Here is a 16,297-nt window from a genome sequence, read left to right on the forward strand (position 1 = left end):
CGTTGCGTCCGGGATCGCGGAGAACCGCCGGTGCGCAGGCAGGAGCGCCGTGGCCCGGCCCGTTGCGGCCGGACGAGACGTGGACTGTGGTGGCAGGAGCGCCATGGGGAACCGTCCTCACGAGGAAGTGGAACAGGGACAGCGGTGGCCCGGCGGTGCGTGCCGCCCGTGTGGGCGGGACTGGTGCCCGTGCACGCCGTCAGCGAGTTGCCCTGCGGCGTGCGGAGGTGTTCTGGCCCGCTTGTGGTGGACCTGTTGCTGTGGTGGTGCGCGGCTTGTGTGGTGCGCCGAGCGGGTCGCTGCAGCGGACCCCTCAGGAACGGTCGGCTGCTGTGGCGACCGGTTCGGAGTCGGCGGCGAGGGGTGCGTCGTCCCCGTGCTCCGAGTAGGTGTCGTCCGAGTCTACATCCGAGTTCGCACGGGGCCCGCGACCGGGCAGGTACGGGCTCGGCTCCTTGCCGGTGTGCCGCTTCGACTGGATCCAGAAGACGATGAGGCCCAGCAGGATCGCCGCGAACGACGCCCAGACGTTCGTCCGGATGCCGAAGAAGGTCTCGGAGGTGTCGACGCGGATCGACTCGAGGAACGACCGGCCGAGGCCGTACCAGATCAGGTACAGCGCGAGCACGCGGCCCCACTGGAGGCTGAACTTGCGGTCGATCAGGATGATCACGACGAAGCCGAGGACGTTCCAGATGATCTCGTAGAGGAAGGTCGGGTGGAACAGCGTGCCCTCCGGCAGCCCGGTCGGGTAGGCCGCGTTGGACGACTCGATCTGCAGACCCCACGGCAGGCTTGTCGGCATGCCGAACAGCTCGTGGTTGAAGTAGTTGCCGAGCCGGCCGAACGCCTGTGCGAGCAGCATCGCGGGCGCGACGGCGTCGAGGAAGGCCGTGAACCGGAGCCCCACCTGACGGCAACCGATCCAGGCGCCGACCGAACCCAGGATGAGCGCCCCGAAGATCGCGAGGCCGCCTTCCCAGATGTAGAGGAAGGAGAGCGGATCGCGTCCGGGCCCGAAGTAGTCGCTGACGTGTGTGAACACGTGGAACAGGCGCCCGCCGATGATGCCGGCCGGCACCGCCCAGATCGCGATGTCGATGATGATCCAGCGCTCCACGCCGCGGGCGTTGAGCCGTCGGTTCGTGACGACCACGGCGGCGACGATGCCGAGCAAGATGCAGATCGCGTAGGCGTGGATCCGGAAGTCGAGGGGCAGCGACCACCCGAACGCGTCGCGCAGCCAAGCGGTCAGATCGAAGTACTGCCAGGCGGTGCTGGGGCTCGGGATGCTCAGGAGGGGCATGGAGGTGCTGTCGCCTTTCGGTGTGCGCCGCGGGCGTCGCAGTCGCGACGATCCCGGATCACTGTAGCGCGGGTGGCACGGTGGTCAGGACCCGGCGGCGGCTGTCTGTGGAAACCGTGATGCGGGTGGACCGGAGGCCCGGTGGACGTGAGCCGACCGGCTGACGTCCGCCGGGCCTCCCGTCCCGGCTCTCAGCGGCGCTGCGCGCCCGCTGTCAGCTCCGCAGCGCGCTGGCCGGCACCGGTGACACCGAGATCGGCGAGAGCACGGACGAAGGCCGAACCGACGATCGCACCGTCCGCGTAGTCGAGGACCTCGGCGACCTGGTCGGCCGTCGAGATGCCGAGACCGACACACGTCCGGTCGACGCCGGCGTCGCGGAGTCGGGACACGACGGTGCGTGCCGCGGCGTCGACGCCGAGTCGCGCCCCGGTGACCCCCATGGTCGAGACGGCGTAGACGAACCCGCGGCTCGACTCGACGGCCTGGCGCATCCGCGCATCGGTCGACGACGGCGCGGCGAGGAACACCCGGTCGAGCCCGGTCCGCTCGGACGCGGTGAGCCACTCGGTGGCCTCGTCGGGGATGAGGTCAGGGGTGATGAGTCCCGAGGCGCCGGCGGCCACCAGGTCGTCGGCGAACCGGTCCACCCCGTAGCGGAGCACCGGGTTCCAGTACGTCATCACGAGCACGGGGATCCCCGCGCGCTCGGTGATCTCGTGCACGGCGTCGAACACCTGCGCCACGCGGAACCCGTTCGCGAGCGACTCCTCGGCCGCGCGCTGGATGACCGGGCCGTCCATCACGGGGTCGGAGTACGGCAGCCCGAGCTCGATGACGTCCACGCCGTTCTCGGCGAGGGCGACGGCGGCGTCGATGCTCGTCTTCACGTCCGGGAACCCGGCGGGCAGGTACCCGACCACGGCTCCGGCGCGGTCCGCGTTCGCCTGGTCGATCGTCGTCGCGACCGTGTTCGTGTTCGTCGTGCTCACAGCTGCACCGCGTTCTCGTCGAGGATGCCGAAGTACCGGCTCGCCGATGCGACGTCCTTGTCGCCGCGTCCGGACAGGTTCACCAGGACGACGCCCTCCGGGCCGAGCTCCTTGCCGAGCTTGATCGCCCCCGCCAGCGCGTGCGACGACTCGATCGCCGGGATGATGCCCTCGGTGCGGCTGAGCAGCCGGAAGGCCTCCATCGCCTCGGCGTCCGTGATCGGCTCGTACCTGGCACGGCCGATCGACGCCAGGTAGGCGTGCTCCGGGCCGACGCTCGGGTAGTCGAGGCCGGCGGAGATGCTGTGGCTCTCGATGGTCTGGCCGTCCTCGTCCTGCATGAGGTAGGACTTCGTCCCCTGCAGCACGCCTTCGCGGCCCAGGGTGATGCTGGCCGCGTGCCGACCGGTCTCGACGCCGTCGCCACCGGCCTCGAAGCCGTGCAGGCGGACCGACTCGTCGTCGAGGAACGCCTCGAAGATCCCCATCGCGTTCGACCCGCCACCGACGCACGCGGCGACGGCGTCGGGCAGGCGGCCGACCAGGTCGAGCACCTGCTGGCGTGCCTCGACACCGATCACCTTGTGGAACTCGCGCACCATCTCGGGGAACGGGTGCGGACCCGCGACCGTGCCGAGCAGGTAGTGCGTCGAATCGACGTTCGCCACCCAGTCGCGAAGCGCGTCGTTGATCGCGTCCTTCAGCGTCTTCGAGCCGGTCTCGACCGGGATGACCTCGGCGCCGAGGAGCCGCATGCGGGCGACGTTGAGCGCCTGTCGGTCGGTGTCGACCGCGCCCATGTACACGACGCAGTCCATGCCGAAGAGCGCGGCGGCCGTCGCCGTGGCGACACCGTGCTGGCCGGCGCCGGTCTCGGCGATCAGGCGCGTCTTGCCGAGCCGCTTCGCGACGAGGGCCTGGCCGAGGACGTTGTTGATCTTGTGCGAACCGGTGTGGTTGAGGTCCTCGCGCTTGAGGATCACCCGGGCACCACCGGCGTGCTTCGCGAACCGCGGCACCTCGGTGATGATCGACGGGCGTCCGGTGTAGTCGCGCTGCAGGGCGTCGAGCTCCTCGTGGAAGGCCGGGTCCGCCCAGGCTTCGCGGAAGGCGGCTTCGAGCTCGTCGAGGGCCAGCACCAGGGACTCGGGGACGAAGCGTCCGCCGAAGTCGCCGAAGTACGGGCCGTGGAGGTCACGGAGTGAGGTCACGATGGTGCTCCCGGAACGTGTCCGGCACCTGGCCGGACGAAGGGTCAGGCGTCGATGAACGACGCGAGTGCAGCAGCGGGGTCGGCGCCCGTCACGAGCGCCTCCCCCACCAGGACGACGTCGGCACCCGCAGCGCGGTAGTGGGCGACGTCGGCGGGACCGGCGACGGCGGACTCGGCGACACGGACGACCCCCTCCGGGATCGCGCCGGCGAGGGAGCCGAACAGGTCGCGGTCCAGCGAGAAGTCCGTCAGGTCGCGGGCGTTCACCCCGAGGATGCGCGCGCCGGCGTCGAGCCCGCGCGCGACCTCGTCGGCGGAGTGGGCCTCCACCAGGACACGCATGCCGAGCTGCTCCGCGAGGTCGTGGAGCTCGACCAGCTGCTGCTGCTCGAGGGCCGCGACGATGAGCAGCACGATGTCCGCTCCGGAGGCACGGGCCTCGATCACCTGGTACGGATCGGCGATGAAGTCCTTGCGCAGGACCGGCACCGAGACGCGTGCCTTGACGGCTTCGAGGTCGGCCAGGCTGCCGAGGAACTTCCGCCCCTCGGTCAGGACGCTGATCGCCGAGGCGCCGCCACGCTCGTACTCGGCGGCGAGGGCAGCCGGGTCCGCGATGGGCGCCATCGAACCACGCGACGGGCTCGCGCGCTTGACCTCGGCGAGGATCTTCACGCGGTCACCCGGTGCGAGGAACTCGAGCGCGTCGAGCGGCGATGCGACCCGGTCCAGGTCGCGTTCGACGTCCGCGAGAGGACGGTCGACGCGACGGGCCGCAGCGTCTTCGAGCGCGCCCGCGACGAGGGTCTCGAGCACGTTCGGCATGCCGGACCTACTCGTTGTGGTGCTTGGGGACGAACTTCGGACCGTTCACGCCGTAGCCGGCCTTGCCCATGACCCAGCCGACGACGAGGCCGACGACGAGCAATGCGGCGGAGGCCCAGACACCCCACACGATGCTGAACCAGAAGCAGATCGTGCCGATCGCGAACGCCACCAGCATGATGATGACGGACGTCCAGGCTGCCGGCGAGTGGCCTTCGCCGAGTTCTGCGGGCTCAGTGGTGCTCACGGTGCTCCTCGTGGTCGGTGGCGCCGTCGGTCGAGCGGCGCGGTTCCCAGCCTACCGTGTCGGCGGTGTCCGTCCCGTCGCTCGGCGCAGAGCCGGACGTCGCGTCGACGGAGGTCGGGTCGACGCCTGCGCTCAGGTCGTCCCAGTCGACGACGGCGTCCCGTTCCACGGGCGCGGCCTTCGGCGTTGCGGAGGGCGTCGCGGCGTACTTCCGGCTCGGCCCCGGCCACGACCGCTGCACGACCAGGACCACCACGCCGAGCAGGACCGCGAGGACTCCCCCGACGATGCCGACGACGGGCCACGCGGAGACGTCGACGCTCGTGACGACCCGGCGGACGGCTGACAGGTCACTCACGCCGGCGACCTCGCCGATGGCCCCCCTCGCGGCGGCGACCGGATCGGCCAGCGCGTTGATGCCGGCGACGACGATCGCGACGCCGAGCAGGACCTCGATCACCGCGAGGACGACGCGCACGACGCGTCCGGCGATCGTCATGGCCAGGAACAGCGCGAGCGACGCGATCGCCAGCGCGGTGTACTGCGGCACCGCCTTCGAGCCGTCGGCGTCCACGGTGGTGGTCACGGCCGAGGCGGCATCGAGGTGCACCGTGAACCACGTCTGGGTCCACGAGAGCATCACGATGCCGGCGACGGCCAACCCGATGACGACGACGAGCGGACGGGAGCGCTTCACGAGCGGACCTCCCGCATCTTGTTGGCGGTCGCGACGGCTCGGAGCGGTGCCGCTGCCTTGTTCACGGCCTCGGTGTGCTCGGTCTCGGGGTCGGAGTCGGCGACGAGCCCCGCTCCCGCCTGCACCCGGGCGACGCCGTCCTGGATCAGGGCGGTGCGGATCGCGATGGCCAGGTCCGCGTCACCGGCGAAGTCGAAGTACCCGACGACCCCCGCGTACGCGCCGCGCTTGGCCGGTTCGAGCTCGTCGATGATCTCGAGCGCGCGCGGCTTCGGGGCACCGGACAGCGTGCCGGCCGGGAACGTCGCACGGAACACGTCGATCGCCGACGCCTCCGGACGGACCGAGCCCTCGACGCTCGACACGAGGTGCATGATGTGGCTGAAGCGCTCCACGGTCATGAACTCGGTGACGGCAACGGTGCCCGGTTCGCAGACCTTCTGCAGGTCGTTGCGGGAGAGGTCGACGAGCATCAGGTGCTCCGCGCGCTCCTTCGGGTCCTCGAGCAGGTCCTCGCCGAAGCGCACGTCCTCTTCCGGGGTGGCGCCCCTCGGACGAGACCCGGCGATCGGGTGCGTGATCGCCCGGCCGCCCTGCACCTTCACCAGCGCCTCGGGCGAGGCGCCGACGATCCAGAACGGCTTGCCCGCGGTGTCCTCCATCGACAGGAAGTACATGTACGGGCTGGGGTTCAGCGTCCGGAGCACCCGGTAGACGTCGAGCGGCTCGGCCGTGACGTCATGGTCGAACCGCTGCGAGATGACGACCTGGAACACGTCGCCGTCGCGGATGAAGTCCTTCGACCGGGTCACCGCAGCCATGTACTCGTCCGGCGTCGACCGGTGCCTGGGCGTCGGCTCGGCGATGTCGAACGCCTCGGCCACGGTCGCGACGGTCGGCTGGACCAGGTCGGCCTGCATCCGGTCGAGGCGCTCCTGCGCCGCGGCCCAGAGCACGTCGGCGCCGTCGGTGCCGTCGTTGAGCGCGCTCGCGACCAGCAGGACGAGTCCGGTGCGGTGATCGAGCGCCGCGAGCTCGGAGACGAAGGCGAGCGACTGCCCGGGGACGTCGAAGTCGGCCGGCGGGACGTTCGGCAGGTGCTCGAGCTGCCGCACGGCCTCCCAACCGATGAACCCGACCGTGCCGCCGACGAGCGGCGGCGTGCCGGGGACGCGCGGGGTCGCCCAACGCTCGTGGAGCCGTGCGAGCACGTCGAGCGGCGCACCGTCGAGGGACCCCACGGCGCGTTCGGCGCTCATGCCGGTGTCGATCCACGCCGCACGGTCGCCGTCCTGGGTCAGGACGCCGAAGCTCCGCACGCCGACGAACGACCACCGCGACCACAGGCCGCCCTGGCCGGCCGACTCGAGCAGGAACGACCCGGGACGGCCGTCCGCGAGCTTCCGGTAGACACCGACCGGCGTCTCGCTGTCGCCGTAGAGCGCGCGCACCACGGGGACGACGCGGTGGCCGTTCGCCACCAGGCCGTCGAACTCCGGACGGGAGGTCGTGTGCGGCTGCTCGGCGAGCGTCGCGGTGGTCATCGGGTCTCCTCCACTGCCGTGGTCACCGGAGCGGACGCCGTCACCGGCTCCAAGGGGTCGACGTCGAAGCACCGGTGCGCACCGGTGTGGCACGCGGCACCGACCTGCTGCACGGTGACGAGGAGCGTGTCGGCGTCGCAGTCGAACGCCGCCGCCCGGACGTACTGGGCGTGACCGGAGGTGTCACCCTTGCGCCAGTACTCCTGCCGCGAGCGGGACCAGAAGGTCACCCGCCCCTCGGTCAGGGTGCGGCGGAGGGCTTCCCGGTCCATGTAGCCGAGCATGAGGACGTCCTTACTGGACTCCTCCTGCACGACTGCCGGGAGCAGCCCGTCCGCACCGAAGCGTGCGCGGTCGAGGACCGCGTCCGTGCTGGTGCTGGTGCTGTCGGTCATGAGGCTCCTAGCGTACGGCGTGCCCGGTCCCCCGCAGCGCGTCCTTGACGTCCCCGATGGTCATCTCCCCGCGGTGGAACACACTCGCAGCGAGCACCGCGTCCGCGCCGGCGTCGACGGCCGGGGCGAAGTGGTCGAGGCTGCCGGCGCCACCGGAGGCGATCACGGGAACCGACGACACCGCACGGACCGCGGCGGTCAGCTCGAGGTCGAACCCGTTCTTCGTGCCGTCGGCGTCGATCGAGTTGACGAGCAGCTCTCCCGCGCCACGCTCGACGGCTTCCCGCGCCCAGGCGATCGCATCGAGGTCCGACTCGCTACGGCCGCCGTGGGTCGTCACGACGAACCCGGAGGGCATCCGGTCCGACCGCTTCACGTCGAGCGACAGGACGACGGCCTGCGCGCCGAACCGGTCCGCGATCTCGCCGACGAGGTCGGGCCGGGCGATGGCGGCGCTGTTCACGCCGATCTTGTCCGCGCCGCACTGCTGGAGTCGTGACACGTCGTCGACGCTCCGGACGCCACCGCCCACCGTGAGCGGGATGAAGACCTGCTCGGCGGTGCGCGTGACGGTCTCGTACATCGTGGACCGGTTCTCGACGGTCGCGCCGACGTCCAGGAACGTCAGCTCGTCCGCACCCTGCTCGTAGTAGCGCGCCGCGAGCTCGACGGGGTCGCCGGCGTCCTGCAGGTCGAGGAAGTTCACGCCCTTCACGACGCGTCCACCGGACACGTCGAGGCACGGGATCACGCGGACCGCGACGCCGCCGCGGGGGCCGCCCACGCCTCCGGTCGCCGCGGTCACAGTCGTGCCGCGTGGATCGGGCTGACCAGGATGGCGCGTGCGCCGAGGTCGTAGAGGGCGTCCATGATCAGGTTCGCGTCGTCGCGCGGGATCATCACGCGGACGGCAGCCCAGTCGCGTCCGTGCAGCGGCGAGACCGTCGGCGACTCGATGCCCGACGCGATCGCCGTCGCCTGCTCGAGCAGTTCGGTGGGGATGTCGTAGTCGAGCATCACGTAGCCGCGGGCGACGAGGACGCCCTGCAGCCGGCGGCGGAGCACGTCGATGCCCGCGATCGTCTCGTCCGTGGTGATGAGGAGCGCGGTCGACTCGAGGATCACCGGTCCGAAGATCTCGAGCCCGGCCTGCCGGAGGGTGCTGCCGGTCGAGACGACGTCCGCGACGGCATCGGCCACACCGAGGCGCACGGCGCTCTCCACGGCACCGTCCAGCTTGACGAGGGTCGCGGTGACGCCGTGCTTCGCGAGGAACTCCCCGACGAGCCCCGGGTAGCTCGTGGCGACCCGGACGCCGTCGAGGTCCTGCAGGGCCGCGAACCGACCGGGCGTGCCGGCGAAGCGGAACGTGGAGTCGGCGAAGCCGAGCGCATCGACCTCGTGCGCGGTCGACCCGGAGTCGAGGAGCAGGTCGCGGCCGGTGATCCCGACGTCGAGCGCGCCGGACCCGACGTACGTGGCGATGTCCCGCGGCCGCAGGAAGAAGAACTCCACCCCGTTGCGGTCGTCGACGAGGTGGAGCGCCTTCGGGTCACGGCGACCGGCGTACCCGGCCTCCCGCAGCATCTCGGAGGCGGTCTCGGAGAGTGAGCCCTTGTTGGGCACGGCGATGCGGAGCATCAGGGGGTCTGCTTTCTGGTGGAGGGTCTGGTGACGGTTCTGGAGGCGAGGCCTACAGATGTCGCCAGACGTCCGCCGGGGTGAGGCCCTTCGCGACCATCAGCACCTGCAGGTGGTAGACGAGCTGGGAGATCTCCTCGGCCGTGCGGACGTCGCCCTCGTACTCGGCGGCCATCCAGACCTCTGCGGCCTCTTCCACGATCTTCTTGCCGATCTGGTGCACTCCGGCGTCCAGTTCGGCGACGGTGCCGGAGCCCTCGGGGCGCGTGGCGGCCTTCTCGGTCAGCTCCGCGAACAGGTCGTCGAACGTCTTCACGCTCCCAGGCTACCGTCCTGCGAGCGCACGTTGCGCCGCGTCGCGGAGGTCGGCGATGCGCGATGCGGGCTCGCCGCCGTACACGGCCGAGCCGGCGACGAGGGTGTCCGCGCCGCTCTGCACCGCCTGGGGCACGGTGTCGACGGCGATGCCGCCGTCGACCTCGAGCCAGACGTCGAGCCCGGAGGCGTGGACCGCTGCCCGTGCGCCGGCGAGCTTCGGCATGACCTCCGGCATGAACGACTGCCCACCGAACCCGGGCTCCACCGTCATGAGCAGGATCATGTCGTACGCGTCGAGGTGTTCCAGCACGGGCGCGATCGGGGTCCCCGGCTTCACCGCGATCGCCGCGCGGGCGCCGTTCGACCGGATGGCCGCCGCGGTCGCGACCGGGTCGGTGGCCGCCTCGAAGTGGAACGTGACGCTCGCGGCACCCGTCTCGGCGTACTGCGGGGCCTGAGTGTCGGCGTCGGTGATCATCAGGTGCACGTCCAGCGGCACCGGCGACACCTGCTGCAGGCGCTGCACGATCGGGAGCCCAAGCGTCAGGTTCGGCACGAAGTGGTTGTCCATCACGTCGACGTGCACCATGTCGGCGGTCGCGATGCGGTGGAGCTCACGCTCGAGGTTCGCGAAGTCGGCGGACAGGATGCTCGGCGAGATACGGATCGTCACCCCACGAGCCTACCGGCGCACGTAGGCTGCAGATCGTGACCGATGATCAGATCCGCACGGACGCGGAGTCGATCCGCGTGCGGGTCGAGTTCGCCGAGGACCGTGGTGTGCCGTTGCGCGAGACGATCGCTGCGCTCGAGGACGTGCAAGAGGCGGTCGACCTCGCCTTCTTCCTCGCGCACGGCGATGCCCGCCGGTGGGAGCACGGCGGAGGCCGGGGGCAGGTGCGGCTCGACGACCTGGACCACGGCACGCCGGTCTCGATGGACCTCCGCTTGGTCATGTCCGGCGGCCTCGGGCTGACCCACCCCGAGGTCCTCGAAGGGGTGACCGCCGTCGAGGCGGTGCTGCGGGCGGCATGGTCGAGCACGGCCGCGGCCGGCGCAACGACCGTCGACGACGCCGAGAAGCACGTCCTGGAGGCGATGGAACGAGTCGCGTACGAGGCTCGTGGAACCGACCTGGCCTGGCGCATCCGCGAGGCGGAGGACCACCGCGCTCCGAGCTTCGACGGCAAGCAGGGCAAGGGCGCCCGCTTCGTGCGAGCCGCGGCCCGCCTGGTGACGAAGCCCGCCTTCGTCTTCCGCGTCGACCGCTGACCGCGTCGTCAGGACGTTCGTCGCCAGAGTGGGAGTTCCCGCCAACCGTCGCGCGTCCCGATCACGGCAGGCGGCACGAATCGGACGGCAGGCTGGCTGTCGACGACTCGCGACATGAGATGCGACGGTCCGATGCCCTGCTCGTTCCGGAGGAACTGCACGAGGGTCAGCTGACCGAAGGTCCGGTTCATGCTGGCCGCGGCGAAGTCCAGGGAGCGGTCGGATCCGGCCCCAGGCAGCCTCGGTCGCTTCGAGTAGACACGATTGAACAGCCGACCGTGGTGGGCGCATGCGTTCCGCACGGTGTTGAGCGCGCGGAGCCACGACGTCAGCTGCGGAGCGCGGAGCGAGTACTCAGTGGCGATCGCCTCCTGCACGACCGGCGGAGCGAATTCGAACAACCGCACCAGGCCGCCCCAGTCGAGCACCTCGACGGCCGCCCAGACCGGAAGCACGCCGGCGTACTGGTTGCGATGGTGCTCGACGAAGTCCTCACGAGACATGGACACGCTGGTCTCGAACTTCCGACGCCACACCGAGTAGGCATCTCCCCTCCGAGCCAACGGGCCGAGGATCTCGGGCGCGAGGTGAGCGGTCGCGTCGAGCCGGCCGAGTGCATGACCCAGGTGGGCACGGACCGAGAGCTCGACGGGCGCGAGCGCTGCGAAAACCGCGGTCCGGAGCCGCTCGTCGAACTCGTACAGAGCGATCACGTCGGCGAAGGACGCTCCTCGGCGGAACCCATCGAGCCGACGTCCGTCCTCGACCCGCCGGAACGGGTACCAGTAGCCACTCAACCGGTAGTAGTTGACCCGAGCGAGCCACGCCAGCGCCTGCTGGGGATCGTCGACGATCAGCCCGCGATCGAGCAACTGCTGGAGCTGCTGTTCGTACGATCTGAACGGCTTCGGCGCCCCCATCCGTCGCCTCCCCGGCCGAAAAAAGGACCGGCCCTGGACCTGCGAGCAGGCGGAACCGGTCTTGTGCAGCCAACATATCACCTGGGCTGCACGGGGTGCAACCCGTCAGGCGACTCGACGGAACAGCGCGATGAACATCGCATCCGTACCGATGCGGTGCGGCCAGAGCTGCGCCGTCATGCCGTCGGGGACCTGCGGGTCACGCGCGGCCACCGACCGCACGACCGACGCGGTGTCGACCTGCTCGAGCACCCCGCCGTGCCGCGCCATCAGCGCGTCGACCTGCCCACGGGTCTCCGCCAGGTGCGGCGAGCACGTCACGTACGCCAGGGTCCCGCCAGGTGCCAGCACCCGGACCGCCGCGTCGAGCAGCTCGGCCTGCAGCGCCGCGAGCTCCTGCACGTCCTCCGGCACCTTGCGCCAGCGCGCCTCCGGCCGCCGCCGCAACGCGCCGAGTCCGGTGCACGGCGCGTCGAGGAGCACGCGGTCGAACGTCACGCCGGAGCCGTCGAGCCCGTACCGCCGGCCGTCCCCCTCGACGACGGCGACCGTGTCGCCGAACCCCGCGAGGGCCTGTTTCACGAGTCCGACACGCGCCGGCACGAGTTCGTTGGCCACGAGCGTCGCGCCGCCCTGCGCAGCCTCGGCGGCGAGCAGCGCGGCCTTGCCGCCTGGGCCGGCGCACAGGTCGAGCCAGCGCTCCCCCGCGCGGACCGCCGACGCTCGGCTCAGTGCGAGCGCGGCGAGCTGCGAGCCCTCGTCCTGCACCCGCAGTCGCCCGGCCGCGACCCCTGGCACGCGGGCGGGATCGCCGGTGACGCCACGGATCCCGACGGGCGACACCGGCAGGGCGTCCGCGTCCGTCACGACCTCGGACACCGTCACGGCCTCGGACACCGGCACGGGAGGCTCGGCACCGTCCGCGTCGTCGGCCTCCGGTTGGGCCGTGGCGGGTTCCACCGCGGTGGTCGCGATGGCGAGGTCGTCCTCCGTCGCGAGACCGGGCAGCGCAGCGAGCTGCACACGGGGGGCGACGTCGTCCGCCGCGAGCAACGCCACGAGTTCGTCGCGGGAGCGCTCGGCGGCGAGGGCGTCGCGGAGCGCCGACACGACCCAGGTCGGGTGCGACCACCTGGTCGCGAGGAGGGCGTCCCCGGACAGCCCGCGGGTGATCTCGGCGTCCCACTCGTCCGGCGTCTTCGCGGCGACCTTGCGCAGGACGGCGTTCACGAAGCCCGTGGCACGGCGGGCACCGACCTCGCGGGCGAGCTCGACCGTCGCGGACACCGCGGCGTGCACCGGGGTGCGCATCGCGAGGAGCTGGTGGACACCGAGGCGCATGACGTCGAGCACGTCCGCCTCGATGTTCGCGACCCGCCGTCCTGAAGCCGCTTCCACGATGGCGTCGTACCGGCCGATCATCCGGATCGTGCCGTACGTCAGCTCGGTGGCGAACCCGGCGTCGCGAGCGGAGAGCGCGGCTCGACGGATGCGGGTCGGGAGGAGCAGGTTCGCGTACGCGTCGTCGACCTGCACGGCGCGGATGACGTCGAACGCGACGCGGCGTGCACTCGGACCGCGGACGGTGCGCGCCGGTTGCTGGTGCTGCTGGTGGGGGCTCATGCGAGGGTCTTCCCGTCGAGTTCGCCGAGCCCGCGGGCCCAAGCGGCGGCGTCCATCGCCTTCTTGCCCGCCGGCTGCACCTCGGTGAGCACCAGCGGACCGTCACCGGTCCCGACGAACAGCCGACCGCCCTGGACGGCCAACGCGCCGGGGGCGAGCGACGGGGCGGGGTCTCCCGAGCCTCCCGACCGTGCCACGCGGAGCAGCTTGACGCGCGTCTCCCCCAGGTGCGCGAACGCTCCTGGTTCCGGCGTCACGCCGCGGATGCGGGCGTGCACGGCGGAGGCGGGCTCGGCGAAGTCGATCCGGCCGTCCTCGATGGTGGTCTTCGGGGCGACGGTCGGCTCGCCGACCTGCTCGGTGGCGGTGGCGGTCCCGGCGGCGATGCCGTCGACGACGCGGGCGACGACCTCCGCGCCCGTCTCGGCCATCGCGGCGAGGACCTCGCCCGACGTGGCCTCCGGTCCGATGACGAAGGGTTCGGCGGCGAAGACCGGCCCGGCGTCGAGCGCCTCGACCAGCTGGAACACGGTCGCGGCGGTCGTCGTGTCCCCCGCCATGACGGCACGCTGCACGGGGGCCGCACCGCGGTACGCCGGCAGGTCGGAGAAGTGCAGGTTGATCCAGCCGTGCCGCGGCGCGTCGAGCGCCGGACGGCGGAGCAGCGCGCCGTAGGCGACGATGACACCGAGGTCGACGTCGAGGTCGACGAGCTGCCGGGTGACGTCGTCGTCGACGCGGGACGCCTCGATGACGGGGAGGCCGAGCTCCTCGGCGACCCGCGCCACCGGGGTCGGGGTGAGCACGCGCTTCCGGCCCTGCGGCGTCGGCGGACGCGTCAGCACCGCGGCGATCTCGTGGTCGGAGGCCGCGAGCCGGCGGAGGGTGGGGACGGCCGCAGCGGGGCTGCCGGCGACGACGAGACGCATGGGTTCGATCCTCCCATGCCTCAGGTCGTCGTCGCCGCGTCCCGCGACTCGGTGAACGCCTGCACGCACGCCTCGATCTGCTCCTCGGTGTGCGCGGCGGAGAGCTGCACGCGGATGCGGGCACGCCCCTTCGGCACCACGGGGTAGCTGAACGCGGTGACGTAGACCCCTCTGGTCTGCATCTCGTCGGCGATCCGTGCCGTCAGGGCCGCGTCGTGGAACATGACCGGCACGATCGGGTGCTCACCGGGGAGCAGGTCGAACCCGGCGTCGGTCATCCGCGTCCGGAACAGCTCGGCGTTCCGCACCAGGCGGGCCCTGGCGTCGTCGGAGCGTTCGATGAGGTCCAGCGCCGCCACCGTCCCCGCTGCGATGACCGGCGCGAGCGAGTTCGAGAAGAGGTACGGACGCGAGCGCTGCCGGAGCAGGTCGACGATCTCCCTCCGGCTCGACACGTACCCGCCGGACGCGCCGCCGAGGGCCTTGCCGAAGGTGCCGGTGTAGACGTCGACCCGGTCAGCGACCCCGCAGTGCTCCGGCGTTCCGCGACCGTGCTCCCCGATGAAGCCGACGGCGTGCGAGTCGTCCACGATGACCAGGGCGTCGTAGCGGTCCGCGAGGTCGCAGATCTCCGCGAGCGGTGCGATGAAGCCGTCCATCGAGAACACGCCGTCCGTGACGATCGCCCGGAAGCGCGCGTCCCCCGCGGCGACGAGCTGCGCCTCGAGGTCCTGCATGTCGCGGTTCCGGTAGCGGTACCGCTGCGCCTTGCAGAGTCGGACGCCGTCGATGATCGAGGCGTGGTTCAGCTCGTCGGAGATGATCGCGTCCTCGGGACCGAGCAGCACCTCGAACAGCCCGCCGTTCGCGTCGAAGCACGACGAGTACAGGATCGTCGCCTCGGTGCCGAGGAACGACGACACCCGGCGTTCGAGGTCGAGGTGCAGGTCCTGCGTCCCGCAGATGAACCGGACGCTCGCCATCCCGTAGCCCCAGCGGTCGAGCGCGTCCTTCGCGGCGCCGACCAGGTCCGTCGAATCGGCGAGCCCGAGGTAGTTGTTCGCGCAGAAGTTGAGGAGCTCGCGCCCGTCCGCGTCGATCGCGGCGCGCTGGGGACCAGCGATGCCCCGTTCGTGCTTGGTGAGGCCAGCCTCCTCGATGCCCGCGAGTTCGCTCGCCAGGTGGTCCTTGATCGCGCCGTACATCAGTGCTCCGTCCAGTCGATGACGACCTTGCCGCCGTCTGCGGTCGCTGCCGCGTCGAATGCCTGCTCCCACGCGCTCGCGGGGAACCGTGCCGTCACGAGTGAGCCGATGCGGTCCCGCAGCACCGTGCTCGTCTGCAGCATCGAGCTCATGGCCTGCCAGGTCTCGAACATCTCGCGTCCGTAGATGCCCTTCACGGTGAGCATGTGCGTCACGACGAGTCCCCAGTCGACGGCGATCGTGCTCGACGGCAGGCCGAGCATCGCGATCCGACCGCCGTGGTTCATGTTCGCGACCATCGAGGGCAGTGCGTCCGGCGCTCCGGACATCTCGAAGCCGACGTCGAACCCCTCGCGCATGCCGAGGTCGTGCTGCGCCGCTCGGATCGCCTCGGCACCGCCGGCCCGGACGTCGACCGCGGCGTCGGCGCCCATCTCCGTCGCCATCGCCAGGCGGTTCGCGCTGACGTCCGTCCCCACCACGAACCGGGCTCCGGCGTGGCGGGCGACCGCGATCGCCATGAGGCCGATCGGTCCGCACCCCGTCACGAGCACGTCCTCGCCGATGACCGGGAAGGCCAGCGCGGTGTGCACGGCGTTCCCGAGCGGGTCGAACAGCGCGCCGACCTCCGGCTCGATCGTCTCGTGGTGGACCCAGACGTTCGCACCGGGGAGCGTCAGGTACTCGGCGAAGGCGCCGTCCCGCTGCACGCCGAGCCCCTTCGTGCGGATGCACATCTGACGGCGACCGGCGCGGCAGTTCCGGCAGGTGCCGCACACGATGTGCCCCTCGCCGGAGACCTGGTCCCCGACCGAGACGTCCCGGACGGCGGCGCCCACCTCGACGACCTCGCCGAAGAACTCGTGCCCGGGGACCAGCGGCGCGGTGACGGCGGAGGCTGCCCAGTCGTCCCATCGTCTGATGTGCAGGTCGGTGCCGCAGATGCCGGTCCGGAGCACCCGGATCAGGACCTCGTCCTCGGTGGGGACCGGCACGGGACGGTCGACCATGACCAGTCCCGGGGCGGCATCGGGCTTGTACAGCGCTCGCATGGCGTTCACCTCGTCGTGAATGTCGTCTGGCGGCGACTCGTGGTCACCACCCTCCACCCTGGCACAGGTCGCGGCAGAGGCGGGACGCGGGCGCGCGCTGGCGCGGGCTGTCGCGGGC

The 16,297-nt window shown here is 71.4% G+C and carries 18 protein-coding genes; 1 reads left to right on the forward strand and 17 read right to left on the reverse strand.

What is annotated here, in order from left to right; translation table 11 throughout:
• Positions 1-313: 313 nt before the first annotated feature.
• From lgt to rpe, 12 genes are all read right to left on the reverse strand, one after another.
• A complete protein-coding gene (gene lgt / locus AAEP80_RS13135) occupies positions 314-1,306 on the reverse strand; it encodes a prolipoprotein diacylglyceryl transferase (RefSeq protein WP_420364731.1) in 993 nt (330 codons plus the stop codon).
• Positions 1,307-1,497: 191 nt separating this feature from the next.
• Complete coding sequence (gene trpA, locus AAEP80_RS13140) at positions 1,498-2,298, reverse strand: tryptophan synthase subunit alpha (protein WP_420364732.1); 801 nt, start codon at positions 2,296-2,298, stop codon at positions 1,498-1,500.
• Positions 2,295-3,509, reverse strand: coding sequence for a tryptophan synthase subunit beta (gene trpB / locus AAEP80_RS13145; RefSeq protein ID WP_420364733.1), 1,215 nt, complete (start codon positions 3,507-3,509; stop codon positions 2,295-2,297). The genes trpA and trpB overlap by 4 nt, the downstream gene beginning before the upstream one ends.
• 44 nt (positions 3,510-3,553) lie before the next feature.
• Positions 3,554-4,327 carry an indole-3-glycerol phosphate synthase TrpC gene (gene trpC, locus AAEP80_RS13150; protein WP_420366869.1) on the reverse strand — a complete coding sequence of 258 codons (774 nt, stop codon included), beginning with the start codon at positions 4,325-4,327 and terminating at the stop codon, positions 3,554-3,556.
• Positions 4,328-4,343: 16 nt separating this feature from the next.
• Positions 4,344-4,583, reverse strand: a complete 240-nt coding sequence (locus tag AAEP80_RS13155; RefSeq protein ID WP_420364734.1) for a DUF6704 family protein — start codon at positions 4,581-4,583, stop codon at positions 4,344-4,346.
• Positions 4,570-5,280 carry a Trp biosynthesis-associated membrane protein gene (locus AAEP80_RS13160; RefSeq protein WP_420364735.1) on the reverse strand — a complete coding sequence of 237 codons (711 nt, stop codon included), beginning with the start codon at positions 5,278-5,280 and terminating at the stop codon, positions 4,570-4,572. The genes AAEP80_RS13155 and AAEP80_RS13160 overlap by 14 nt, the downstream gene beginning before the upstream one ends.
• The gene (locus AAEP80_RS13165) at positions 5,277-6,824 is read right to left on the reverse strand and encodes an anthranilate synthase component I (protein ID WP_420364736.1); all 1,548 of its coding nucleotides are present in this window, start codon (positions 6,822-6,824) and stop codon (positions 5,277-5,279) included. The genes AAEP80_RS13160 and AAEP80_RS13165 overlap by 4 nt, the downstream gene beginning before the upstream one ends.
• The gene (gene hisI / locus AAEP80_RS13170) at positions 6,821-7,219 is read right to left on the reverse strand and encodes a phosphoribosyl-AMP cyclohydrolase (RefSeq protein WP_281264683.1); all 399 of its coding nucleotides are present in this window, start codon (positions 7,217-7,219) and stop codon (positions 6,821-6,823) included. The genes AAEP80_RS13165 and hisI overlap by 4 nt, the downstream gene beginning before the upstream one ends.
• Before the next feature lie 7 nt (positions 7,220-7,226).
• Positions 7,227-8,024, reverse strand: coding sequence for an imidazole glycerol phosphate synthase subunit HisF (hisF, locus tag AAEP80_RS13175; RefSeq protein WP_420364737.1), 798 nt, complete (start codon positions 8,022-8,024; stop codon positions 7,227-7,229).
• The gene (gene hisG, locus AAEP80_RS13180; RefSeq protein ID WP_413601820.1) at positions 8,021-8,860 is read right to left on the reverse strand and encodes an ATP phosphoribosyltransferase; all 840 of its coding nucleotides are present in this window, start codon (positions 8,858-8,860) and stop codon (positions 8,021-8,023) included. The genes hisF and hisG overlap by 4 nt, the downstream gene beginning before the upstream one ends.
• 52 nt (positions 8,861-8,912) lie before the next feature.
• Positions 8,913-9,176: a phosphoribosyl-ATP diphosphatase gene (locus AAEP80_RS13185; RefSeq protein ID WP_281264686.1), complete on the reverse strand. Its 264-nt coding sequence runs from the start codon at positions 9,174-9,176 to the stop codon at positions 8,913-8,915.
• A gap of 9 nt (positions 9,177-9,185) precedes the next feature.
• Entirely contained in the window at positions 9,186-9,851 is a 666-nt protein-coding gene (gene rpe / locus AAEP80_RS13190; RefSeq protein WP_420364738.1) for a ribulose-phosphate 3-epimerase, read from the reverse strand.
• Between the two features lie 35 nt (positions 9,852-9,886).
• On the opposite strand from rpe, the gene AAEP80_RS13195 reads away from it, so the two are divergent.
• On the forward strand, positions 9,887-10,450 hold the full coding sequence (locus AAEP80_RS13195) for a hypothetical protein (protein ID WP_420364739.1): 564 nt from the start codon (positions 9,887-9,889) through the stop codon (positions 10,448-10,450).
• A gap of 8 nt (positions 10,451-10,458) precedes the next feature.
• Here the strand turns inward: AAEP80_RS13195 and AAEP80_RS13200 are convergent, their stop codons facing one another.
• Genes AAEP80_RS13200 through tdh form a run of 5 tightly spaced genes read right to left on the reverse strand, consistent with a single transcriptional unit; the run spans position 10,459 to position 16,179 of the window.
• Entirely contained in the window at positions 10,459-11,451 is a 993-nt protein-coding gene (locus AAEP80_RS13200) for an Abi family protein (RefSeq protein WP_420364740.1), read from the reverse strand.
• A gap of 24 nt (positions 11,452-11,475) precedes the next feature.
• The gene (locus tag AAEP80_RS13205) at positions 11,476-12,993 is read right to left on the reverse strand and encodes an RsmB/NOP family class I SAM-dependent RNA methyltransferase (protein ID WP_420364741.1); all 1,518 of its coding nucleotides are present in this window, start codon (positions 12,991-12,993) and stop codon (positions 11,476-11,478) included.
• A complete protein-coding gene (gene fmt / locus AAEP80_RS13210; protein ID WP_420364742.1) occupies positions 12,990-13,922 on the reverse strand; it encodes a methionyl-tRNA formyltransferase in 933 nt (310 codons plus the stop codon). Before fmt ends, AAEP80_RS13205 begins: the two co-directional genes overlap by 4 nt.
• 20 nt (positions 13,923-13,942) lie before the next feature.
• Complete coding sequence (locus tag AAEP80_RS13215; protein ID WP_420364743.1) at positions 13,943-15,127, reverse strand: glycine C-acetyltransferase; 1,185 nt, start codon at positions 15,125-15,127, stop codon at positions 13,943-13,945.
• Positions 15,127-16,179 (reverse strand): L-threonine 3-dehydrogenase, encoded by a 1,053-nt coding sequence (gene tdh, locus AAEP80_RS13220; protein ID WP_413601814.1) that lies wholly within the window; start codon positions 16,177-16,179, stop codon positions 15,127-15,129. Before tdh ends, AAEP80_RS13215 begins: the two co-directional genes overlap by 1 nt.
• Positions 16,180-16,297 lie beyond the last annotated feature (118 nt).

The organism is Curtobacterium sp. L3-7, from assembly GCF_048756585.1.
In the GTDB taxonomy this organism is placed as follows: domain Bacteria; phylum Actinomycetota; class Actinomycetes; order Actinomycetales; family Microbacteriaceae; genus Curtobacterium.